The organism is Telluria sp. ZT3P25 (assembly GCF_059685895.1).
The window spans coordinates 45,127-67,832 of sequence record NZ_JCASIJ010000003.1; the positions used below are offsets into that span (position 1 = coordinate 45,127).

Annotated in this window: 20 protein-coding genes and 1 pseudogene; 9 read left to right on the plus strand and 12 right to left on the minus strand. The window is 52.9% G+C overall.

From position 1 onward, the window contains the following. Nucleotides 1-70 precede the first annotated feature (70 nt). The 3 genes from AC56LY_RS23450 to AC56LY_RS23460 all read right to left on the minus strand — a co-directional run bounded on the left by AC56LY_RS23450 (nt 71) and on the right by AC56LY_RS23460 (nt 1,835). Nucleotides 71-568: a tyrosine-type recombinase/integrase gene (locus AC56LY_RS23450; protein WP_499583519.1), complete on the minus strand. Its 498-nt coding sequence runs from the start codon at nt 566-568 to the stop codon at nt 71-73. 105 nt (nt 569-673) lie between these two features. Beyond that, a complete protein-coding gene (locus AC56LY_RS23455; RefSeq protein WP_499583520.1) occupies nt 674-1,003 on the minus strand; it encodes an H-NS histone family protein in 330 nt (109 codons plus the stop codon). Between the two features lie 205 nt (nt 1,004-1,208). Continuing rightward, nucleotides 1,209-1,835 carry a tyrosine-type recombinase/integrase gene (locus AC56LY_RS23460; RefSeq protein ID WP_499583521.1) on the minus strand — a complete coding sequence of 209 codons (627 nt, stop codon included), beginning with the start codon at nt 1,833-1,835 and terminating at the stop codon, nt 1,209-1,211. A gap of 285 nt (nt 1,836-2,120) precedes the next feature. On the opposite strand from AC56LY_RS23460, the gene AC56LY_RS23465 reads away from it, so the two are divergent. Together AC56LY_RS23465 and AC56LY_RS23470 are read left to right on the plus strand one after the other, a co-directional pair. Beyond that, nucleotides 2,121-2,339, plus strand: coding sequence for a hypothetical protein (locus AC56LY_RS23465; RefSeq protein WP_499574797.1), 219 nt, complete (start codon nt 2,121-2,123; stop codon nt 2,337-2,339). Continuing rightward, a complete protein-coding gene (locus AC56LY_RS23470; protein ID WP_499583523.1) occupies nt 2,332-3,024 on the plus strand; it encodes a nucleotidyl transferase AbiEii/AbiGii toxin family protein in 693 nt (230 codons plus the stop codon). The genes AC56LY_RS23465 and AC56LY_RS23470 overlap by 8 nt, the downstream gene beginning before the upstream one ends. 1,166 nt (nt 3,025-4,190) lie before the next feature. Here the strand turns inward: AC56LY_RS23470 and AC56LY_RS23475 are convergent. Then, on the minus strand, nt 4,191-4,472 hold the full coding sequence (locus tag AC56LY_RS23475) for a DUF8220 family protein (protein ID WP_499583525.1): 282 nt from the start codon (nt 4,470-4,472) through the stop codon (nt 4,191-4,193). Between the two features lie 406 nt (nt 4,473-4,878). Between AC56LY_RS23475 and AC56LY_RS23480 the strand changes: the two genes are divergently transcribed. Then, complete coding sequence (locus tag AC56LY_RS23480; protein ID WP_499583527.1) at nt 4,879-6,453, plus strand: EAL domain-containing protein; 1,575 nt, start codon at nt 4,879-4,881, stop codon at nt 6,451-6,453. A 683-nt stretch (nt 6,454-7,136) separates the two neighbouring features. Further along, nucleotides 7,137-7,346 (plus strand): hypothetical protein, encoded by a 210-nt coding sequence (locus AC56LY_RS23485; protein WP_499583529.1) that lies wholly within the window; start codon nt 7,137-7,139, stop codon nt 7,344-7,346. Nucleotides 7,347-7,581: 235 nt separating this feature from the next. On the opposite strand, the gene AC56LY_RS23490 is transcribed toward AC56LY_RS23485, so the two are convergent. The 4 genes from AC56LY_RS23490 to AC56LY_RS23505 form a co-directional block, all read right to left on the minus strand. Then, complete coding sequence (locus AC56LY_RS23490; RefSeq protein WP_499583530.1) at nt 7,582-9,447, minus strand: bifunctional diguanylate cyclase/phosphodiesterase; 1,866 nt, start codon at nt 9,445-9,447, stop codon at nt 7,582-7,584. A gap of 113 nt (nt 9,448-9,560) precedes the next feature. After that, nucleotides 9,561-11,480, minus strand: a complete 1,920-nt coding sequence (locus AC56LY_RS23495; RefSeq protein WP_499583531.1) for a bifunctional diguanylate cyclase/phosphodiesterase — start codon at nt 11,478-11,480, stop codon at nt 9,561-9,563. 481 nt (nt 11,481-11,961) lie between these two features. Then, complete coding sequence (locus tag AC56LY_RS23500; protein ID WP_499583532.1) at nt 11,962-12,141, minus strand: hypothetical protein; 180 nt, start codon at nt 12,139-12,141, stop codon at nt 11,962-11,964. 772 nt (nt 12,142-12,913) lie between these two features. Beyond that, nucleotides 12,914-13,273 (minus strand): response regulator, encoded by a 360-nt coding sequence (locus tag AC56LY_RS23505; RefSeq protein WP_499583533.1) that lies wholly within the window; start codon nt 13,271-13,273, stop codon nt 12,914-12,916. A 286-nt stretch (nt 13,274-13,559) separates the two neighbouring features. Here AC56LY_RS23505 and AC56LY_RS23510 point away from each other — a divergent pair. Then, nucleotides 13,560-13,780: pseudogene (locus tag AC56LY_RS23510) on the plus strand (Rid family hydrolase); the annotation flags it as partial. 590 nt (nt 13,781-14,370) lie between these two features. Here the strand turns inward: AC56LY_RS23510 and AC56LY_RS23515 are convergent. The 3 genes from AC56LY_RS23515 to AC56LY_RS23525 all read right to left on the minus strand — a co-directional run bounded on the left by AC56LY_RS23515 (nt 14,371) and on the right by AC56LY_RS23525 (nt 16,301). Beyond that, complete coding sequence (locus AC56LY_RS23515) at nt 14,371-15,006, minus strand: class I SAM-dependent methyltransferase (protein ID WP_499583534.1); 636 nt, start codon at nt 15,004-15,006, stop codon at nt 14,371-14,373. A 180-nt stretch (nt 15,007-15,186) separates the two neighbouring features. Beyond that, entirely contained in the window at nt 15,187-15,687 is a 501-nt protein-coding gene (locus AC56LY_RS23520; protein ID WP_499583535.1) for a hypothetical protein, read from the minus strand. Nucleotides 15,688-15,899: 212 nt separating this feature from the next. After that, the gene (locus tag AC56LY_RS23525; RefSeq protein WP_499583536.1) at nt 15,900-16,301 is read right to left on the minus strand and encodes a lysozyme inhibitor LprI family protein; all 402 of its coding nucleotides are present in this window, start codon (nt 16,299-16,301) and stop codon (nt 15,900-15,902) included. Nucleotides 16,302-17,475: 1,174 nt separating this feature from the next. On the opposite strand from AC56LY_RS23525, the gene AC56LY_RS23530 reads away from it, so the two are divergent. Beyond that, nucleotides 17,476-18,615 carry a sensor histidine kinase gene (locus tag AC56LY_RS23530; RefSeq protein WP_499583537.1) on the plus strand — a complete coding sequence of 380 codons (1,140 nt, stop codon included), beginning with the start codon at nt 17,476-17,478 and terminating at the stop codon, nt 18,613-18,615. Here AC56LY_RS23530 and AC56LY_RS23535 read toward each other — a convergent pair. Then, the gene (locus tag AC56LY_RS23535; RefSeq protein ID WP_499583538.1) at nt 18,602-18,964 is read right to left on the minus strand and encodes a response regulator; all 363 of its coding nucleotides are present in this window, start codon (nt 18,962-18,964) and stop codon (nt 18,602-18,604) included. The two genes, AC56LY_RS23530 and AC56LY_RS23535, sit on opposite strands and share 14 nt — an antisense overlap. A gap of 736 nt (nt 18,965-19,700) precedes the next feature. Between AC56LY_RS23535 and AC56LY_RS23540 the strand changes: the two genes are divergently transcribed. The 3 genes from AC56LY_RS23540 to AC56LY_RS23550 all read left to right on the plus strand — a co-directional run bounded on the left by AC56LY_RS23540 (nt 19,701) and on the right by AC56LY_RS23550 (nt 22,691). After that, nucleotides 19,701-20,699, plus strand: a complete 999-nt coding sequence (locus tag AC56LY_RS23540; RefSeq protein ID WP_499583539.1) for a sensor histidine kinase — start codon at nt 19,701-19,703, stop codon at nt 20,697-20,699. 94 nt (nt 20,700-20,793) lie between these two features. Then, on the plus strand, nt 20,794-21,216 hold the full coding sequence (locus AC56LY_RS23545) for a hypothetical protein (protein ID WP_499583540.1): 423 nt from the start codon (nt 20,794-20,796) through the stop codon (nt 21,214-21,216). Next, nucleotides 21,213-22,691: an ATPase domain-containing protein gene (locus tag AC56LY_RS23550; RefSeq protein WP_499583541.1), complete on the plus strand. Its 1,479-nt coding sequence runs from the start codon at nt 21,213-21,215 to the stop codon at nt 22,689-22,691. The genes AC56LY_RS23545 and AC56LY_RS23550 overlap by 4 nt, the downstream gene beginning before the upstream one ends. Nucleotides 22,692-22,706 lie beyond the last annotated feature (15 nt).

Sequence of the window (22,706 nt, forward strand, 5' to 3'; positions counted from 1 at the left end):
ACAAAAACCGTCGCGAATTTGTTCCACGGCCAGCAAAGGCGCATCTCTCCGTTAGTTTACTTAATAAGAGCTAACTAGACTTTTTTTGATTGCGCGTAGCTATTTCCTCTTGAGCGTAGTAAAGTTCTGCGGCCTCGACAATACGTTTTTCCCGGGCTTTGACATAGATGGCAGTAGTGGACGCGCTGGCGTGGCCCAAGATTTCCTGCGCAACCACTATCGGCATGTCCTTCTCGACGGCCAGCGTCCCGAACGTGTGCCGGAACGCGTGTGGCGATGTCGTGGCGAGCTGCGCCAGGTGTTCGGGTGTTAGGCTCGCTGCGTGATCTGGCGCCAGCGCAGTGCCGTGCTTGCTCACGCGCCGCAACGCGCCCGCGATAAGGTCATAGAACGAGTTCGGGTTGTACCCCTTCGTGCCGAGGTTGACGTGCTTTGACAGGGCTCGTTCAGTTCCCGGCACCATGATCGGAGCCAGCAGAGGTAGATCGATTCCCGCCGCATCGAAGTCAGCATCCCGATCACGCCAGTGGGCGCGTAATCCTTCATCAATACTGCTGGCTAAAATCATCTCACTGCTGTGCTTCCAAAGGGCCGCTTTTGGCCGAAAGCTGCGTATTCAACAACTGCTGTCGGTTGAGCTAGCACGGAGAAATATACCTGTGTACCGTTGAAATTAGATTCTGAAGTCTGCCAGTTGCTTGCCGCCAGCGATGCCTTCTGCGATCCATTTCGGCTGGCGCCCACGGCCCGACCAAGTTTGACCTTTTTCATCTGGATTGTGGTACTGCGGCTCTACCTTCTGCCCTTTCCCCTTCGACGACTTTTTCGAATTTACTGCGAGCAATTCCTCGACTGTTACGCCTACGTCCTGTGCAATCGAGAGAATTTGCTGACGTGCTTTTGCTAAGTCGCCCTGTTGGCGGTTCTTGATTTCTTGGCCGATGCCATGCTGGAGTTCCTTCAGTTCGCTAAGGCTGTAGCCTGACAGGTCGATCTTAGTCATTTTGTTTCCTTTTCAGTAAGTTATAACGTTCTGGTGCCGATTCTACTATGTGCTCATCAATTCACATGTCTTACGAAGTACCGTCAGCGGTCTTCTAAAGGGCCTGAACAAAGCATGCAGGATGATTTGAGTTATCTGCCCTACTACCTGAAGCAAAAGATCAGGTTGACAGAATACCCCACGACATCAGCCGGCGGCAGTAGGTCTAAGCCTCAGTTTGCTCGGAAATTTCAAGTGCGTCATCAACTTCGATGCCAAGGTATCGAACTGTGCTTTCGAGCTTGGTATGCCCTAGCAGAAGCTGAACCGCACGAAGGTTCTTGGTCCTTCGATAGATGAGTGTCGCTTTCGTTCGGCGCATGGTGTGGGTACCGTATGCTGCGACATCAAGCCCTATTGAAGTGACCCACCGTCTGACAATGCGAGCGTACTGGCGCGTGGACAAATGCGGTGACCGCGTGATTCTGCTTGGAAAGAGGAACGCGTTGTTAGAAAGCTTGGCTTGGTCAATCCATGCCAACAGTAACTGCCTTGTCATGTCAGTGACTTCAAACTGTACTGGACGGTGCGTTTTACGCTGCATGACTATCGCACGATGCATGATGCTGCGCCCCTGTGCGATGTCGCTGACTTTCAAGCTCAGCAGGTCACAGCCGCGCAATTTGCTATCGATTGCCAAGTTGAATAGGGCAAGATCCCTGACTTTTTCAGTCAACTGTAGGCGAATTCGGATGGCCCATATCTCTTTCAACTTCAAAGGACTTTTCTGGCCAACCAGTTTCCCCTTATTCCAGGCAGCTTGAGAAGCCGACGTCTGCATGCACGGTTTCATGAGGTCCTCCTTAGGAATCGGACCTTATTTTGGCGTACTCTTGCTGTAGTTACGGACGGAGTCGGATGGCGTCACCCAACCCATTGCGGACCTTCAAGTACGGTGTAATGGAAAATCGTTCAACAACCGCCCCCCTCCTGGCGTGACACTGGAAGCCAGTAGCTTTGATTGATAGCAAAGTGAACCGATTTTCTTGGGTTGACTGGTCTCGGGTAATTTGGACCCTCATCAGGAGTGCACGGGCAAGGCGTTGACTTTCTGCCGGGAAGACCGATAATCGTTCTCATGAAAATCCCACCGCTCACCCTGAAGATCGGGGACTACCCACAACTGGCTCTGCTTGCCTGGAGCCGGCGGCCGGACGATGTCATCACGGCAGAAGAGGCCTTCGGGCTCTACGAGAGCAACTGGCGTTTTGTCGACCACAAACAGCTGGATGACCAGGAGCGCGAGCTGATCGATGGCCTGACGGAGACCTGTGGCCATGGGCTGATGAATGTTTAAGCGCGACCACCATAATCGCATTCAGCTCCTGCTGGCCGCCCTCGACGCCGACTTCCTCTCCCAGAACAAATGCTTCTTCGGCGGAGGTACCGCGATCGTGCTTGCTTTGAACGAATACCGGGAATCAGTCGACATCGACTTTCTCTGCGCTTCTCAAGAAGGCTATCGCGAGCTGCGCAATACAATCCATGACACGTCCTTAGGCGCTATCTTCTCCCGGCCGGTGCAGTTAGCGCGCGAGGTGCGCGCGGACCGGTACGGCATACGCACATTTCTGCGCATCGACGACGTGCCAGTGAAGTTCGAGATCGTCAGCGAGGGACGTATCCAGATTGAAGGTGAGATGAACACGGCGACAGGTGTGCCGACCCTCTCTCGCGCCGATATGTACGCTGAAAAGCTACTGGCCAACACCGATCGGTACCGCGACAAGGCAGTGGCTAGCCGAGACATCATCGATCTGGCCATGATGATCGGTCATTGGGGTGCAGTACCGCAGGCAGCCTGGGATAAGGTACGCCAGGCTTACGGTTCGTCATCAGATCGTGCCTTCCACGGCGCCATCGAGATGGTGAGCGATCGCGCTTACTTGGCGCAGTGCTTAGCCAAGATGCACATGGCGCTCGAGCTCGTGGAGCAGATCCCGGCAGTCCTGCGGGGAGAGGCGTCATTCGCGTCGTCATAGCCGCCATCGGCAAGCGCGACGGAGGTAATCGCCGCGGCCACGCGTGGCGTGCGTGCCGTGTATGGCAGTGCTCTTGTGACATCGGTAGCGCCTGAGAACCCGGACGAAAATTGCGACGCACCCGCTTCCGTTCCCCTAGGCAATTAGCCGGCTAGCCGCGGCTCGCGCGTCTTACCTGTCTTAACGCCACCAACAGAGGCAGGCCCGTGGCTGGCTGCTTCCAACCCTTAGCGGACTGTGGAGCGGAGCATTCCCGCTAATGTGAAGGTGGCTGAGTGCTGACGATCAAGTATCGTTTGTTTCAACTATGTATCGGTTTTTCGACTTCGTTAGCAAGAGGAGAATTAGACGACGCAGCTCTACGTTTGCGTGCTTCCACAACTAACTTCTTGGTATGGTCACGGCGTCGTCGGACTGCGTCTTCAAGCTCTGCCGAAGTCATATACTGCGGAGTTCTGTTATCGAAAATCATCATCGTATTGAATCGAATGGCTTGGTTTATTTTCTTGACTGAGGCGTCTTGTAGTCAAAATCCTCCTGACTTTCAGCTCGTACTGTTCGGACCGTGCCAAAGATATCTACAACTGAGAAGGGCTTGGTAATGAACGCATCAACATATGGAGATAGGTGCTCAAGGCGTCCAAGTCCGCTTATTACGATAGTCTTGATGTTTGGCTGTATTGCTTTTACTTCCCAAGCGAATCGCCTGCCATCTGGATCGTCCCTAGTTGGACAGAAAATTATTGTTCCAAACCATACACCTAACAGCATACTCAAAGCGGTGTCATGGGAACTAGTAATGATAGTACGGTATTCGAAAAACTCGAAAACGTCGCTAATTGTTTGACGGATTAGATCATCGATTTCGACGATAAGAATAGAATGTGCCATCGTAGATCATTGTAAGAATAAGACTACATTTTAGCTTATATTTACATATCTATGATTGCCGTCAAGACAAATAACCTTGCAATTCGTCTAAAATAGTTTCAGAATAACAACTTGGCTAACGGATTGAGCCTTGGGATGCATTCGTTTTTGCTGCTTTGACATTCACTATAGTTTAGAAGATTGCAATTAAGAAAATTTCTCAAACGTTATCGACCTGGATTGACTGTCTGCTCATCGCGACGCGAAGGATCGTAGACCTTCCTGTGTCCATTCCCCTAGAAGAGAATGCCCTCAATGCCCATCACTTCGCGCTTGGGTACACGGCGTTTCGAAATCGCGGTGAAAGCGGCATCCAATGTTCGCGACGAATGATTTTTGTAAACTTCATCGATAAAAGCTATGTATAAGCCATCTTGGAAGATGAGGGAGAATTCCTCATCAGTCGAAGCGAAGATGTCACATACCGCATTAGCGGCACCATCAAAAATCTGAATATTCTTGACGCATGGTTCCTTCCTCCGTCTGCTCTTGGCCAACCCGGTGGTTCGAACCAGCATAGCAGGTTGTTCGATTGAGGAGCCAGCGGTGGCCGCGACAGTCTGGAATCGACCCACAGCGGACTACCAACCACTCAGTTCAGGCGGGCCAGTGCGTCAGTCCCGTTTTAGACCTTTGTCACAGAATTTAGACTATGCAGACCATCAAAAAATTCATTGCTGATTTTTAATATGTGCACCTGCAACACCAAGTCGCACTGCCTTCTTCTTCGATCCAACCGCAATTTTGATGGCTTGGCTCGGTTCCATGCCTTTCATTGGGATCATTGAGACAACACCCGCGTGGCATATCAGGCCGAGCGCCACTTACACCTTACGCTTGAGCGTTTGATTTGCATGTGGAGATCATTTTCTGTGGCGTAGAACGTAGCTGGTCTGGCGACGAGATGGCGTGATATGGTTAGCAATGCGTAAAAATGTCCTTTATGTAGCCGTCACGCTGCTAGCTTGCGCTGCTGTAACGTTCTTGCCGTGGCTTGCGTTTCAGGAAGCACAGAGGCAAGCACTCGACGCAGAAAGCAAGCTTGCGCTGGCATATGCGCGGGACGTACGCTACCGTGCAGATGAACTTGGGAAGCAAGCGGAGTCAGTAATCGATCGCGTCGTCCAACTTGGTTACACTCCTTGCTCAAATAAAGCACGCGCGCTGTTGTATGAGATCGACCTTACTTCCACCTATCTACAAGCCATCGGCTATGTCCGAAACGGCATGCTGGTCTGTTCATCACTAGGCGATCTCCCAACGCCTCTTGGCAGCACTTCCTTCCGAACTTCAACCGGCGCCATACTTTATCTAGACGTTCCATTGGGACAGCAAACCAACAGTGCTCTGATTGCGATCGAACGACGGGGCATTGCAGTAATTGCTCATCGAGATCTGCCTTTAAATATCTGGATGGAAAAGTCTGGAGTTTCGGTCGCAGTCATCCATCTCGAGCGGCCAAAAAGCGCTAGGCCGGTTATCGCTCGTGGTCATATCGACAGGAGTTGGGTCGGGCGTCTAGGTCCCAGCGGCGAAACGACATTTGTCGACCGAGGCTACCTCGTCGCCATCGTGCGTTCGACGCGCATCCCGTCTGTTGCCATTGCAGCTCTTCCCCTTTCCGATGTTCATGCGCAAACCAACCAGATTGCGGCGCGTCTGATCCCCGCTGGCTTCGTCACAGGGCTGGCTATTGCCGGTATGCTTTTACTACTGGCGCGACGCCAATTATCGGTTGCTTCTGCTTTACGATATGGGTTGCGCCACAATGAGTTCTTTCTTCTTTACCAGCCCCTGATCGATCTTGCGACAGGCAGGTGCGTTGGTGTGGAGGCCCTGCTACGTATGCGGCGTGGCACGGGCGAGATGATCGGACCGGACTTATTTATCCCAATTGCCGAGGAGACTGGTTTGATCACGCGGTTGACTGAACGAGTCATAGAACTGGTCGAGCAAGATACAGGCAATTTCCTTGCGCTGCACCCTGACTTTCATGTTGCGATCAACATTTCATCCGCTGATCTGCAAAGCGACAAGTTGTTGTATGCGATCGATAAGTTTTTAGAGCGAACCGGCGCTATGCCATCGAATCTCATTATCGAAATTACCGAACGGGGATTTATCGATCTTGCGCTCGCAAAGCGCGCCCTTGCGGCCCTGCGCGCGCGTGGGATCCTAGTCGCCGTGGACGACTTCGGCACCGGTTATTCGAGCTTGTCGTATCTCGAGTCACTCGACCTCGACCTGCTCAAGATCGACCGGTCATTCGTCCAGACCATCGGAACTGGCGCCCCGACCAGTCAAGTGGTAGGACACATCATTGCAATGGCTAAAACCATCGGTTTGCGCATGATTGCCGAAGGCATTGAGACCCAAGAGCAGGCGGCATTCGTCGCCGAACAGGGGGTCGAATACGCGCAAGGGTGGCTTTTCGGTAGACCAGCGACATTCGACAAGATCCAAGGATTGTTCACCGCAGAACATAGCCTTCCGTTGTAAAAAAGATAGCAAATTTGTTATCTTACAACCCGAAGTTGCCCGCGTACTACAACGCACATCCAGCATGTCTACTGGACTGAACTATCCTGCAGTTCGGCCAATCCACGTCGACGCCTTTTGGGCTTCCGTATAGTAAATCCTTGCTCTTTGCTTCATCCGTAACACTCCTTCTGCTTACCCAGAGTTTAGTGTGTTGCGTCGATCGGCTGAATCCAAGGCTTGCCTTAAGCTTACGCGAACATTGTCGCAAAGGAAACAGCGTCAACTTTATAGCGCTGGCCACGCCGCTCCCGGCGGTCGAGCCGCCTAGTGCTGACGACGACGCGTGGCAGGCTTGGGCTACTAATCCGCTGGGACATTACGATACGTGCTGCGTGCGCTACGCGCAGACAGTTCAAGCTTGGCCCAGGTAGCGCCGTGCCGCGGCTCACCCTCGACCAGCACCCGTTGGAACACCGAGGGAGGGACTTTCTGCTCTCGCAGCACGTGCAGGCTGGCAGCCAGCCCAAACGAAATGACCACGTTGAAAGCCAGATTTACATATGCAGCCATGAGGCGATCGGTTCGTTTTTCCATGTGCGAATGATTGCTCGACAGTGGCGGTGACGATTGACTGGTGTCAAATGAAGCCCGCGCTCTCTAGGGAGTCGCAATGCGAATCTTTGCCTGCTGGTTGCGCCCTGATGACGTCCGCGTGCGTAACATCGACGCCGCAATCGAAGCCGCCAACAAAAGTATCCCTCGATAGCGCGCTGGCCGCGCCGTGCCCGGCGATCGAACGGCCCGGCGCCGACCACTACGACGCGTGGCAGGCCTGGGCAATCGAGCTGCTGCACCAGTACGCTGTGTGTGCGGCGTGCCATGCAACGACGGTGGAGGCCTGGCCGAAGTGAAGCAGCATTGTCTTGATTGCCTCAAGCGCACCACGCAGGACTGCTTTCAACCCGTTGCGAATCTAGGATGTGCTTACCTTAGGAGTACTTCCGTAGAAAACAAACAGCCGAGCACTGTCATGGGTCAGCCTCACCCATTCACAATCATCAAGCTCCCGTCGACACCGAGCGGGTAGAACCCCTACTACCCACCTGTTGCCTACACAGCTTCCTGAAGGAGCGATATCGCCGTCTTCTAACTTTCAATTCGGTTGCGTCCAGCGCGCTTGGCTCGATAGAGCGCGTCGTCAGCGGCGCGCAAAAGCGACGCCGAATCGTCTTCCAGTGGATTCGCAATGATCATTCCGACACTAGTGGTGACGATGCGGCGATTCCCTTCGATATTAAAAGGGATCCCCATGCAAGCGACAATTTTGGCGGCCACGCTGCCGGCCTCGGCTGGCTGGTCCAAGTCTTCAAGAACGATGACGAACTCGTCTCCGCCCAGCCGAGCGACAATGTCTGACTCCCGAACGCAATGGCGCAGCCTTCGGGCAAACTCAACCAAGGCGCTATCCCCTCCTGAATGGCCGAGCGTGTCATTGACCTCTTTGAACCGATCAATGTCCAGGTAAAGGCACGCAAGATATCCCCCCGTTCTGCGGCACCGCGCAAGCGCGGTTTCCAACCGATCAAGCAGCTCCGCGCGGTTCGGCAACCCGGTAAGCGTGTCCACTCGTGCGAGAGCCGTCAAACGATTCTGTATCGCTTTGAATTCAGTGATGTCAGTGATCATGGAGTAAAAGCCCATGACACGCCCGGCGGCAGTCACATCCGGAGTGTATTGATGCTTGAAATGTCTAAGCATTCCCCTGACTTCATAAGCGCGCTCCACGTCCACGCGATTGCCCAACAGCGCCTCGCAGATATAGCCTTTTAATAGGGCGTATATTTCGGGGCCATGGGCTTCCAACAGCGTTTTTCCCATCTTGGCGCCCCATGGCGCGCCATGCTCTCCAGCATTGTGGAAAGTGTAGCGCTCGTCGACGTTGATGTAGGCCACCTGAGCCGGCACGTTGTCGGCAATGATTTGAAGACGCCTTTCGCCGCAAGCGAGGCGCTCCTTGGCAGCCCCCAATTCCTCAATCAAGCTGCGCTGCCAAGCTTCAACCCGCGCAAGACGACGATATTGATCGAGGGCGAATCTTCCACTGAACAGCGCCACCAACAAGACGACCGCCAATCCAACAACGCCCGCGGCCAAATCTGAGCGAAAACCAGCAATCCACGAGTCTCGCGTCACTCCAACGACAACCAACAATGGCAGCGAGCCAACGCAGGTGTATGAGAACAGTCTCTTCTCGTTGTTGAACGGGCTGATGGCTTCAAAATCCCCGGACAAACGCCATACGGGAATCGCTATGTCTGAATTTGACAGGTCAGCGCCAAATGACTCCTCGAAGCGCGGAACGCGGGCGATGATCACATTGTCTCGTGTCGTCATCGCGATGGACATCGCTGGACCAATTCGCGCCTTTTCAAAAACGCTGGCAATTGGCCTAGCGTCGATCGGTGCCGCGATCACTCCCAAGAACTGCCCGGAAGGCGACTCGACGCGACGGCTTAAAAAAAACAAACGCCTTCCTGAGACGCGGCCATCGGCCGATCCGCCGATATGCAATTGGTCAGTCCGCGCCTTGGCCGGATCGCGAAAATAAGAGCGGTCCGCATACGACACGCCGCCGACCGCCAAGCCATTGCTAGCCACAACGCCTTTTCCTGAGGCGTCGATGAACAAGAGCCAAAACCGAGAGTCCGACGACAGAGGGGAAGCGGCAAACAGCGCTTGAATGGATTTGGGCGTCATTGGCCCGCTTGCCGACGCACCAATGGCGAGCGCGGACATTCGAAGCGGCTGATCCACGGCGTCTATGAGCTCATTGACATGAGCCGCCATCGCGCGAGCGCTATGCCCCGTCAACGCGACGGCCGCCGCTCGATCTGAAGCGTATCCAGACGCCATTTTCCAAGCCAGGAGCGACAACAGCAAAGCGCACAGGATCAAATAGCCGGCGAGCAGCTTGCGTCGAAAACGCACATATTCAGCGCGCTGGTCGCTCATGGACGCGGCTCCTGTCCCGATAAGCTTTCGCAGGCGCCCTAAAACCGGCTAGCTTTGTTTGTCGCCTGTATAGCTATATTACAACCTTGCAAGTTAATCAGGCGATACATCTTTTAGACGATTCCGTCGTTTAGCGAGCTCGTTTCGCCAACGGCGCTGGTTGCGAAACCACCCCTTCCTGCGCGCTTCGCTCGGTATAAGGCCGCGTCAGCGTCACGCAAAATCGCGTCGGCGTCGTGGTCTTTGCCATCTGAGATCGCGACGCCCACACTTGTAGAAACTCTGCGATCAGCGCCTTCCACTATAAACGGCGCGCGCATCGCCTCGCCTATTTTTCCCGCGACGGCGAGCGCGGCCTGTGGCTGGACGAGCCCTTCCAAGACAATGACGAACTCGTCTCCCGCCAGACGAGCGACAAGGTCTGTCTCTCGAACGCATGAGCTAAGGCGCTTGCCAAACTGACGGAGAACCTCGTCGCCTCCGGCATGCCCGAGCGAGTCGTTGATGGATTTAAAATGATCAATATCGAGATAGAGACAAGCCGTTGGGAAACCGCCGCGTCGGGAACGAGCCAATGCCTCGCCAAGACGCTCATAAAGATGGTTCCGATTCGGCAAGCTAGTAAGACTATCGACTCGCGCAAGCGCGCTTAACCTAGCCTCGACCTCTTTGGATTCCGTGATCTCGATGACCATGGTATAAAACCCTACGATCGCCCCGCTGCCATCCACATCCGGCGTGTATTCGTATTTTAGATGGCGCTCCAACGCGCCGGCCTTTGTGGCTCTCTCGAATATCACATGGTTGCCGCCAAGAACTTTTTTGACTTGGTCGCTAATTGTTAGATAAATTTCGTCGCCAGGCACCTCGCGCATGGTCCGCCCGAGCATGCGATCGACGTCGACCCCCGGGATATTTTTGTAGTAAGAGTTGTAAAACACGTAGCGCTCCGTGGCATCGATATATGAAACGCAGGCGGGAAGACTGTCAGCGATCATTCGCGCCCGCTTAGCCGCGCGCGCCATGTTGTCCTGAGTTTCGCGCAGTTCGGCGTTCAGCTCGCGCTGATTGGCGTCGCTACGTTCCACCCGCTTGAACGAGCGCAGCGCAAAGCTGCCACTGGACGCCAGAATGACCACAATGACAGCGAATGCCCCGAGCGCCACTGGCCCATCCTTTCCCAAGGCCGGTGACCAAGAGCCCGTCGTCATCCCCACGGCGACCGCGAGCGGAAGGACGCTAACGGTCTGATAGGAGAAAACGCGCATCTGTCCATCGACCATGCTGCGGCCTTCATAGCTTCCAGATGAAGAAGCTTTCCATTTGCGATAAAGATCCGAACCAGTTAGGTCTTGCCCGAAACAGCCGGCAAAAAGAGGCGCTCGCGCGACAATCTTGCCATCGCCATGAAGCAGCGTTATCGTCAGCGTCGGCTGAAACAGTGCGCTGCCAAAAACCTCGGCCAATGCGCGGGAGTCAACAGACGCGACTACGATCCCAAGCATCGCGCCGGTCGGCGAACATACGGCGCGGCTAAGAAAAAACAAATGGCGCTTCGACGTCCGGCCAATCTCAGGTCCGCCAACAACTAAGCCGGAATCACAACGCATGGCGCTCGCCATGAAGTAAGGACGGTCTGCATAGGACACTCCCGCAACTTGCAAGTTGTTCGACGCTGCCACGCCGAATCCACGATTGTCCACGAAGATAACCCAGAAGTTCGCGTCGGACACGCTGGCCGACAAGGCCAAGACCTGGCGCACTCGGGGAAGTTTGGTCAACGCTTCTGCATCAAGAGCGCCTAACGCTTCGGCAGAACGAATCAATGAAAGATCGACCGATCGCATTTCGCTGGCGACATGCGCGCTCATTGCTTGGGCAAAGCTCTTGGTCTGCGAGAAAGCTGCCGCGCGTTCAGCGTCGTAGCCGGAGTTTATCTTCCAAAACAATAAAGCAGCGAGCAACGCAACTAAAAGAACAAAGCCGGCGATTAGGCGAGCTCGAAACGAGGCATAGGTGGTTTTCTTGGTCATCGCTGTCAGTCTATCCGCGTTTGCGATCCACTACATGAATCGAATTTTACCCCCCTGACAAAACAGCCGAGCGCGTCTTTTTTAACGAGAGCAGACCTTTCACGGCGTGACTTGCGCGAACCTGCTGCGCTTATTTGGCTTGATTTTCAGTCCTCTGGGCTTCAATTGCAGGCGCCGCGGCGATACACTGCTCCTCCCCCGACATGCGCGCAAGCCTCTGTAAATTGCGGTCAAATGGCCACGTAAGTCAATCAGCCACAGCGCCTGGATTGGCGCCCATTTGCATTTGCTCCAACGGCGAGGTAGGTTTGGAGAGCTGGTCAGATCAATATGGGCTCTTTCGACGCCCTCACCTTTGGCGCCTCCATGCTCCCCAACATCCAGCCAATCTTTTCGATTTCTACTTCCCAAACGACCCATCCATCACGAGCGTCGCGCCTCGAGGCGCATCACTCGACAACCTCAGAAAAACTTGGTCCATTCAAGAATTCATGAAGAGGGCGAGGCCGTGATGATGTGCCTCGTGCAAAGCGTACATCGAGAATTGCTCAAATCCTTGTGGGCGCAGTTGGACGATGGCGGCTGGCTTGAAAAAATCGAAGCGCGTCACTGCCAAGAGTTTTACGAACGGCGAGCGGGATCGCCGTTGACGGATCTGCATGGCGCCATCGCGAGCGGCGATGCGAGCTGAGCGTGCTCGATCATTGATGGCGATGCCCGAAGCGCGGACATTGGCGGCGCGCTGCTTCTCGCGGCCGTGGAGGGCTCCGCGGCACTGATCGACGCCGTGGTCTTACACAGCGCGCCCACTTACTCGGCGGACAAACGCGGAAGGACGCCAGCGCACATCGCCGCGGCGGCAGGCAATCAATCCGGACTTGAAGCGCTTTTGGGCATGGGGCGGACACGAACGCTGTCGACCACCACAGCGCCACACCCCTCATGCTCGCGGTCGGAGCCACGTCCGCCTCGTGCGCCGAACTTTTGCTTCCTGTTTCCAATCTTAACGCGCGGGACCGGGCTGGCGACGACGCCAAGAACTACGCGCCGGCGTTCCATGACGACCCGAACGGCTTTGAAAACGCTCTACGCTATGCGCGGCTATGGCAGAGTTTGGAAGAGGCCTCAAGATTGGAAGCCGAATGCGGAGAAGCCGCCGCAGCCAAGCCTCGTTCGCTTTAGACAAAGGCCGGCCTTAGGCGATCTCTAAGAATACGTATCCGGAGAGAGAGCAGGCATCGCCCCTTCGCAATCCATGGGTTCGCAGCGCACCGCGCCACTTGAAATGCTTAGCTTGATGGGAAAGCGGAACGAAGTCGCGCGTCATTCGCCCACGAAACTGGCTGCAGTGACCAAGCATCCACAGCGCTATAACGGATCAAACCGACTAGCAAGAGTCGATTATGAATTCGGCATGTATTGTGCGCATGATGCTATTGAGCCACTTCGACTAGCGTTGCAAGCAAGGCGGGCTTGGTGAGATGAAGATCAAATCCGGCAGCTATGATTCTGGCCCGCATTTCCTGATCGCCCCAAGCGGTCAACGCGACAAGCTTCACATTTTGAAAAGCCTCTTCTTTACGCAGCGCCATCGCAACAGCGCATCCATCCATAAAAGGCATCCCGATGTCCAAGAAAATGACTGACGGCATCAACGCCCGCGCCGTCGCCAATCCCTCAATGCCACCATAGGCCGCCACGGTGGATATGCCGTGCATGCGTAATACTTCTGCTGTCATGTCAGCGGCATCGATATTGTCATCGATCACCAATGCTAGTTTCGCGCGATCCATAGATGTCTAGCGACTTACAACCTTGAAATTTAAGAAGGCCGCAGCGCGAACCGTAATGATTTAATCGCCAAATTCTAAGTTAGACAATTGCAAGCGACAAACAAAAGCCGTGCGAGACAAGACAAGAAGGCTTTGTCCTACAAAAATTTAATCGCCTGTCCTACGCTTCGCAGCCTATTTGCAACGTTCTATAACTCGATAAGCAAAGGTGAAGCGCAAGTGCCGCTGCGGTGCCGGGCGCAACTGCATGCCAACACGACAGGGGTCTCGCGCGTTGACGGCTCTTCTCCGCGCTGCATGTTCCGCCGCCGGCTGCGGATTTGATGATGTGGTCGACGTAACCATCTTTATCCTGAATCCAGCCAGGACTTTGAGATGCTCTGGAATGAAGTAGTGCCGGAATACTGGGGCCAGAAGCCCTTCCCTAATGCCACGGTGGTCCGTGTTACTTGGCTCGCCGGGTTTCAGTTGGAGATCAAAGTAGTGGCTCAACTGCCGAAAGACTGACCACAAGCGAATCAGACACGTGGGTGGACTTCCCCCAGTTCGGTAGCTTAGCCAGTCTCTTCCAAGATGAGATGGTTTATATGCCTTCGTGGGCTTTTGACAGTTGAACGACCGTTTTTGACCGTTCCAGCCTATCACGACCGGCTGGTCTCGACCCATTGCGGACGTTCCAGATCGTGCTTGTCTAGTCTGGCGGCGACAGTTCGGACCATAACGGTGGTAGTCCCTTTGCTTCCAGAATGGTCTCGAAATCCTCAAAGGCGAGAAGAGAAATATCGGACTCGTTCTGCCATGTAGCGTCGCACTCTGCGCACACTAGGAGAGTTTCCCCCGTAGCTCTCAACACGACAGAAACGATAGGACCCTGATCACAGCGAGGACAAATATCTCGAACTTTCGGGAATACTCCCATCACAATCCTTTTTAGAACTCGTAACGTCCGCTCCTGGCCGAACCCGGCCGTTCACGCCAGCACGGCAGATTGTCAGATTGAAAATCCAGCGATGACGGCGACAGACTGGAACCGACCCTGCCGTCGCCAGCTGCGTACCGAGTGCGGCAGCCTGGTAACGGTAGTAAAGACGTAGCACCTAATTCTTAAACGCTAGCCAGGACCGAGTAACCCCGGCCTGCTTGTTGAGAAGTTGTACCGACGCGGTTTCTACGCTTTCGATAAGTATTAATTGATGGGTACTGGCGAGGACTACCATCTCATCGATAGGTACTTCGAATACGCGTCGATTAGACGGCGACGGGCCATGTCGCAATGAAATGATAAGCACGCCACCTGGGGCAAGTAAGGTGCCTAATGTGGCGATCGCAACGCCCCGTTCGTCAGGTGCAAGATGGTTCCATACAGAGCTAACGATCACCACATCAAAAAACCTTCCCCGATGCACAATACCCTGTAACCTTGGGAGACTGTCTTCCAGCCATTTAATCTTAGAAGAATGATGGAGCCTGTTACCTGCTTCACGGAAGGCTGTAACTGGCTCGACAGCTAGAACTTGATGCCCCGCTTCTGCGAGCCACGCAGCGTCAACACCAGTCCCGGCGCCGACGTCAAGAATCCAACTAGGACGCGTTGGAAATAGATGGGCAACAGCTTGGTACTTTTCACACGGGTTGACACTCTCATAACGGGGTATAAGCGACTCTGCGTCATCTGCATATCCCTCGGTACCGGGTACCGCAGCAGGTGCATCGGGTCTTATCTTGATCGTCATAAGTTGGGCTAATTTGACCAGCTCTCACGGCCGGAGTTGGATAAATTTCTTGGCGGGCCAAGCACTTTATAGCCGCTTTTGGCCGAATACCGCGTGTCGGCGCAGCATAACAGCTTACCAGGCTGGAAAATTCACGGACTGTCACGACAGACTGGATTCAACCCAGGGCAGACGGTCGCGCTAACCTTTTCCGAGCCTCCACCAGGGTCGTTTTCGAGGAACGCCGGGCATTGTCGGCTCGTCTGGAGTAGCAACGCCTAGCGTCTGCGCACAGATCATGTTCCACACTGCAGCATCCAGCGGCGCTGCTCTAGACCAGTCGATCTTTCCCACATATGAAGGGTGAGGGGCGAACCCATAGAATTGGGTTGGGCTTCGTGAAACGCTACGCTCTTTGAGCAAAGCGACCCCTTGACTTAGAAGGTGCTGCTCCTGCCATTCGGGAGAATTCATCAACTCACCGAATCGTTGGAAGCTTGGCGAAATCAGGTGTACCCCGCCCTCCAGCACGTCTAACTTCATTACCTCACTTGACCTGCGTTCGTAGAAAAGATCGCCAAATACAGAAGCGCCGATGGGATGAATCTGGCCATTCTCCAGATCTGGCCATTCCGCAAGCAGCGCGTTGAAGTCGAGCAGCGATGCATCAATAAATAGATCGTTCCAAGTCAGCGGGTTCATGAGCAAAGTCAGGATTGGCAGAGTCTGAGAAAGGTCGGTTCTTGGCCGAACTCAGCCGTTAAGTCAGCATAGCAGGTTGCCAGGTTGAGAATCCGGCGGTGGCCGCGACAGGCCGGAACCGACGCGAAGCAGACAATGCCGATCTGTTCTAAGACCCGGCTAGCTCCGGCAACAGGAGGTCTACAGGCCTTTTATCGTTCGGTTGAGCCAGCTTAGACATTCGGGAACCCGTTGAGAAGCTGCCCAGTGCGATCCTTCGTCATTCTCGTTTTGCATTGGTTAAGCGCCATCGTGTATGCGGGCTTACTCTCTTCTATCTCAAACGCGAAAACTGCGCAGTTTGCATCGCGGAACTTAATCCATGCAGTCTGAGCGGACTTCAACTTGGAAAGCAGTTCAGTACGTAGCTCCGGTGCTGACTTGTACGAATTCACGACCTGATCAATGGTTTGACGATAGACGACATTCAGTTCCCGATCTGCCTGTTTGAAATTTTCAGCGACGCAAGACTCGATACTGGCACTTGAAACCAAAGCACATTGCGTCTCGGCATTGGCTGTTCCGGCCAGACAGAAAACGAAAAGACTTACGAAAAACTTCATTGGTTCCTTCATATCGATCCTGTTGGGAAAAGGAATGACCGCTTCTGGCCGAACCCGGCCGTTCAGGCCAGCACAGCAGGTTGCCAATTGAAATCCGGCAGTGGCCGCGACAGGCCGGAATCGACACTAGCACCGTCGAACGTATACGCGACTATCCAGCCGAAGCAAGACGGTGTAGGAGTAGACCGGCTAAACCGGCCAGAAGAGCGTAGCCTGCAGCGCGACGCTGTCCCAGTAAGACCAGCGCGACCGCAACAAACATTCCAGTGATGAGAGGAAACATCAGGGTTGTCCAAATCAAAACTCTACTGTTCTTAACGGGATCCGCAGAGTCCGAGGCTGGCCTCCCTCATACGTCTGTCCAACAATCAGCGTCATGGAACAGGCTTAACCAAGCGGCCGCCTGCGGGTGACAGTGTGTGGTCGAACATGTCCGGCTACGTCTGAACTGCGGGACCCCAGTCCGCCGCACGCATGGTGCCACCGGAGAGCACGCGCCCAATGACGCTTCCTGGGACGTTAAGTGCTTTCATGCGCTCGACTGCGCTGCGCGTGCCAGTTCGATTTTGCAGGAGTAAACCTTGGCGAATCGCGTTTGAAATATGAGAGGAGGCTATCGGATGGGGCTCAGCCCCTTGGTTTGAACGTCGTTCAGTAATTAGAGTATCCATCGTGGCCTCAATGTGTGTACTTAAAAGCGCATCGTCCTAGGGTAGACACGCATACTCGCCAAAAAAAAGCCCGGCACAATGTGTCAGCGGGCAGAAAGTAGAACATTTGAAGAGACACTTGACGATAGATGAGAAATATTACAGTTCTGTGACTAACTGTGTATTGAAGCGCCATGAAACGGTGATGAGTGCCAGGACACCACTACTGAACTCCGTAGTTCAGCTGAACCTGGCACGTCCAGATCTAAAGCTAACGTCCGCTCCTAGCCGATCTCAGTCGTTCGTGACAGGATAGCAGGTTGCCCGATTGAAACAGCCAGGTGCCGTCACAACCGGCAGGAACCGACCCAAAGCGGCCGTTTGATGTACGGGAATAACTTGATTTGCAGAAATTATACAATTTGCTGCACCAGAATCATATTTTTCTGACGAAAGAATGTCGGTTATGCTGCTCTATCCTGGGTTTAGTCCATATACCCGTCTTCTCCCGCAACGACCAATCTCCGAACGGCGCCATGAATATTTCAATTTTTATTACTTCTCACATGGAGGAAATTCTTGTTGAGTGGGAGGAATTCGCGATGACCTTCGGAGCCGCAGCGGACAAGATGTCGAGTCTTGAGCTGCGCGATCATGCAAAAGAGATCTTGGAGTTTGTAGCTCATGACATACAGGAAGCTCAGACCGAACAGCAAACCGAAGCAAAGTCAAAGGGACACGGCCCTGAGCCAACTGGGAACGACACTGCTTCGATGACTCATGGAAAGCTTAGGTATGCTAGTGGGTTCACGTTGCAACAGTTGATCGCTGAGTATCGTGCCTTACGTGCAAGCGTGCTCAAGCTGTGGGAGCAAGAAACCAATGGTGAATCCGAAAGCCCGATTCGACAGGTGATTCGCTTCAATGAAGCCATCGACCAGTCGCTTGCAGAGGCGGCTGTCGCATACTCAAAGAAGGTGGACGAGACACGAGATATCTTCCTCGCGGTCCTTGGGCACGACTTGCGTAGCCCGCTGGCGGCGACAGCTATCGCTGGAATATATCTTTCACGACCTGACGTGTTTGAGGAGAAAGTTCAACAGATTGGAGGGCGCGTCAAACGTAGCGCCGCAACAATGACCGGGATAGTTAACGACCTCTTAGAATTTGCACGTACCCAACTGGGAGACGGAATTCCCATTAAGCTGAAAGAATGTGACCTTCTCGAAATGTGCCACTGGGCAATCGAAGATGCTAATGCAGCACATCCTCACGCGAAATTTGACTTTGACGCTTCGGGAGATCTGATTGGAGTGTTCGACAAAGCACGTCTTCAACAAGTGGTGACGAATCTCGCAAACAACGCTGCCCAATACGGTACGCCAGGGAAACCCGTAAGTGTAACGGTGACAGGAGAAGCGGAGCGAGTACTGATACAGGTCAAAAATGAGGGGCCGATAATTTCGGAAGAAGCCCTGCCGAAAATATTTACCTCCCTAGTTCAACTGTCTGAACACGAAGTCGATACTAGGCCGCGGAGCAGCCTTGGCCTTGGCTTGTTCATAGCCAAACAAATTACCGTTGCGCATGGTGGCGACATCTACGCGGAGTCCGACTACGTGAACGGTACAGTTTTTACGGCCGAGATACCCAGGGGCAAGGTCACCCGTAATTAGCTGCACGGACGAGGTCCATGATGTCTGCAGGCTTAACGAGATGCAAATCGAAACCTGCAGCGTTGACCTTCATTCGTGACTCTGTGTCTCCCCAAGCGGTCAGTGCGATTAGTCTAGTTTCGCAGCAGTTTATATCGGCACGCAACGCTCGTGCTACCTCATATCCGTCCATTCGAGGCATACCAATGTCCAAGAATATGACATATGGATGGAAGGCACGAGCCGCAGCCAACGCTTCATGTCCTCCATACGCTACCTCTACATCGAAGCCGTACGCCTGAAGCAAGAGGGCAGTGGTATCTGCCGCATCTACGTTATCGTCGACAACAAGTATTTTTTGTAATGGCATAGACTTCCTCCGTGCGAATCAACTTGTCGCTGCAGCCAACGATATATTGTTACATCTTACCGTTTCCAGAGTTACAGTTACGTTCTGTTGGAAAATCTGGCTTCTAGCTCAGGAGGCTACAGCAGGCCTAAGGTCATAGCTCAGCAGTAGACACTCTGTCTAATACCTGTTTGTGGCTGAAAACCGCCTTCCGGTTGGGCGTAACAGGATTGCGAGGTCGATAGTTTTCAGACAAGGCCAAGGGATTGTCACCTTGGAATCATAAAAAGAGCAATATTGTAAACACAGATCCTTAACTAGGTGAATTTCTTACTGTTAAGCTTCCTTGGTCCGCGCGTGCGCTCTTGCACAGGATCGGCGGGGCAAGGCCCAACACCGGTCTTATAGTCACCACGCTGAGTAAATGGAATGAACATACGCTCGACACCGCCTTGCCGCAGACGGCCACGATGGTCGTTTACTCCGAGAGTTGGCAAAAAGATCGCTCACATTGATTGGGCGCGAAAGGCCGACCTAAACTACAACTTTGTAAAATGTGAAAGAAACCGGAGAGCAGAAAATCCACTCATTAAAGAACCGGTGACAGGATTTACACTGACGCGGAAAGACTGAGATTTCTTAACGTAATAATCTAAAAACAGCAAGCAATATGGTGTGGTTTTCTTCAGATTAAGACAAATATTTCCGGGTCAATAGTGTATAGTGTGCCTTCTTTAGGCATTTTGGGACATGTATCATGAACCAAACTTTACAATTATCGGTGCCTACAGTGGACAGTGCCGCTCAGGAGCCGACCGAAAGTCAATTAGACGAGGTTAAATTCCTAAGGGAAATGGTTTCATCCCTTCAAGATGAATTGCGGTACGCAAATAGCAGAATATCGGCAGGGCCCGGAGAGCAACAAGAACAGCTTGCCCAACTACTTGAAGCTAATCAGCACCTTGTCGCTGCTACGTTTGGTGCCCAAGACTCGACAACTGAAGCTGAGGCATTGAACAAACGTCAAACCGTATTCCTCTCTATACTTGCTCACGAGTTACGTAATCCAACGGCGGCGATCGCTATCGCCAATTCAGTTATTGAGAGCATGAATTTGGACAACCCTCGACTGGGTAAACTGCTTTCCATCACTCGGCGCCAAGCCAACCACCTCGTACGCTTAGTTGATGACCTGCTCGATGCGTCGCGTATCAGCACGGGGAAAATCTCCCTTCAAATGCAAAGGACTTCGCTAAGGGAAGTCGTTGATTGCGCGATAGAGACCATCCAACCACTTCTAATAAAGAGTGGGCAGACTGTTCAGATTGACCTTCCGCCTGAGCCAGTGCTTTTGCTCGGCGACATGGTGCGGTTGTCACAGCTATTTGCAAATCTTTTAGGTAACGCTAGCAAATTCTCTGACGCCCACTCTATGGTATTGGTTACCGCATCCGTCAAGAATGGTCATGCACGGATAGCCGTAAAAGACCATGGCCGAGGTATCGCTAGAGAGCACCAAAAAAGAATTTTCGACCTCTTTTCGCAAGGCGACGACGAACGTGCAGATTCGCTATCCGATGGGCTAGGTATTGGTCTTTCCCTTGTTAAAACGATCGCAGAACTGCATCGCGGCTCTGTTACGGTCGAAAGTCTAGGCGTTGGATATGGGAGTGAATTTGTTGTAACGCTACCTCTGCTTGAGACAGTGGTCACGAATTCAAAATTGATTAGTAATGATGAAGTTCATAAGTCTTGATAAGTACGGCCATTGGCGCCTTAATTCATGACAGCATGGGGCATTAGCACCACTATAATGGGTAATCTTAACTAGTATTCACTCAGCGGACGATATGGCTACAGACGAAGAACGACTGCGCGAGCTTGTCGAGCAGACGCTTTCCGCTAGCCTCGATGACTGCGGCAAGGTGAGCATTGTCTTCTTACGAAGTATGTCTCACTCGTTAGCCCAGATCGTGGGCGAACAGGGCACTGATTTATTATTTTTGCGCGTCGTGCATCGTGTTGCCAATAAATATCATTGGTTTCAGCTTGGGTTGTCAACACCTCGTGTTGATTCCGGGCTTGCTGCATTGCGTGCTTGCCTTGAAAAACAGGACCCTATGCAGGTACATGCTGCAAGCATTCTCTTTTTCGATACTCTAATTGATATTCTAATATCATTGATTGGGGTTCATCTTACAACGTCAATTTTAAACTCTGCACTTAGTGGCGCAAGCGCCGCAACAAGCAGTAAGCAGCAAGGAGCAGAATGATGAGCAAGAGGGTACAAATCAGGCGACTTGTCACTGGCATACCAGGGTTTGACGATTTGCTAGGCGGCGGCGTCCCGGAATTTTCGTTCAACCTTATCGCCGGAACGCCTGGTAGTGGCAAAACGACGCTGGCACATCAGTTAATGTTTGCGTTGGCCGGACCGGCCCGTCGGGCACTTTTCTTCACAGTACTTGGTGAACCGGCTCTAAAGATGCTTCGCTATCAACAGCAGTTTGATTTTTTTGACTTCGATAAGCTTGACAGCTCAATCAGGTTTGTAAACCTGTCGGCAGAGATGATTGACGGCAACTTTGAGCGAGTGCTGAAGCGTATTAGTGCTGAGGTGCAAGAATTTGAACCAAGCTTTGTATTTGTTGATTCGTTCCGTTCAGTAGTGCATTCGGCACGATCGACAGACCAAGGTACTTCGGATTTACAGCATTTTATTCAACAGCTAGGTATGCAAATGACCAGTTGGCAAGCGACAACCTTTCTTATAGGCGAGTATCAAGACCCTGCGTACGAGTCCGGCCCTGTATTTACGGTGGCAGATGGAATAATTTGGTTATCTCAACTGGTACGAGGTGACTCGATGGTACGTAAGATACAACTTGTGAAAATGCGAGGTGTATCCCAGAAGCTGGGGACGCATACCTTCCGACTAGACTCTAGCGGCGTGACGGTTTTCCCACGAGCAATGCTCCAAGCACCCGAGACCGAGCAGCCCAGCTTCATAACTGGCCATCGACTGGGACTCGGCGTTCTTGAACTCGACGCGATGATGGGAGGCGGCATTCCTGCCGGGTATTCCGCCCTGCTCGTTGGGCCCTCCGGTTCTGGAAAAACTATTTTGACCACGAGCTTTTTGGCGGAGGGTGCACGGTTAGGCGAAACAGGCGTAATCGCAGCATTTGAAAAAAGTCCAAATCAACTTTTAAGCCATAAACTTGCCGAATTAGTCGAACAAGGTAGTGTCGGAGTTATTAATACCCGTACCTTGGACTTATCACTCGATGAAATTTTGTACGACTTGGTCTCTATGATTAAAGAGAAAAAGGCGAAGCGTGTCGTAATCGATTCTTTGTCAGGCTTTGAGCTTGCGCTATCATCTATCTTTCGAGACAATTTTCGTGAGGCATTGTACAGGCTTGTAGCAGTCTTAACAGGGATGGGAGCAACAGTTCTAATGACTGCGGAACTGGAAGATCGTTACACAGTGCTCCAGTTTAGTTCCTATGGAAATGCATTTCTTGCCGACGCAATTATCATGCAGCGCTACGTTGAATTAAGTGGTCAATTTAAGCGAGTTATTTCGGTTGTTAAGGTCCGAGGCAGTGAGCACAGTAAAGATGTACGTTTCTTTGATATTGAGGGTGATTTCATAAGAATAGGCGAACGTTTGCGTGGCTATAACGGCATTCTTTCAGGCCAACCATTCTGTCGTAAGCCCACGCGACGATTGCGAAGAAATTGAAGTTCTTCTAACAAC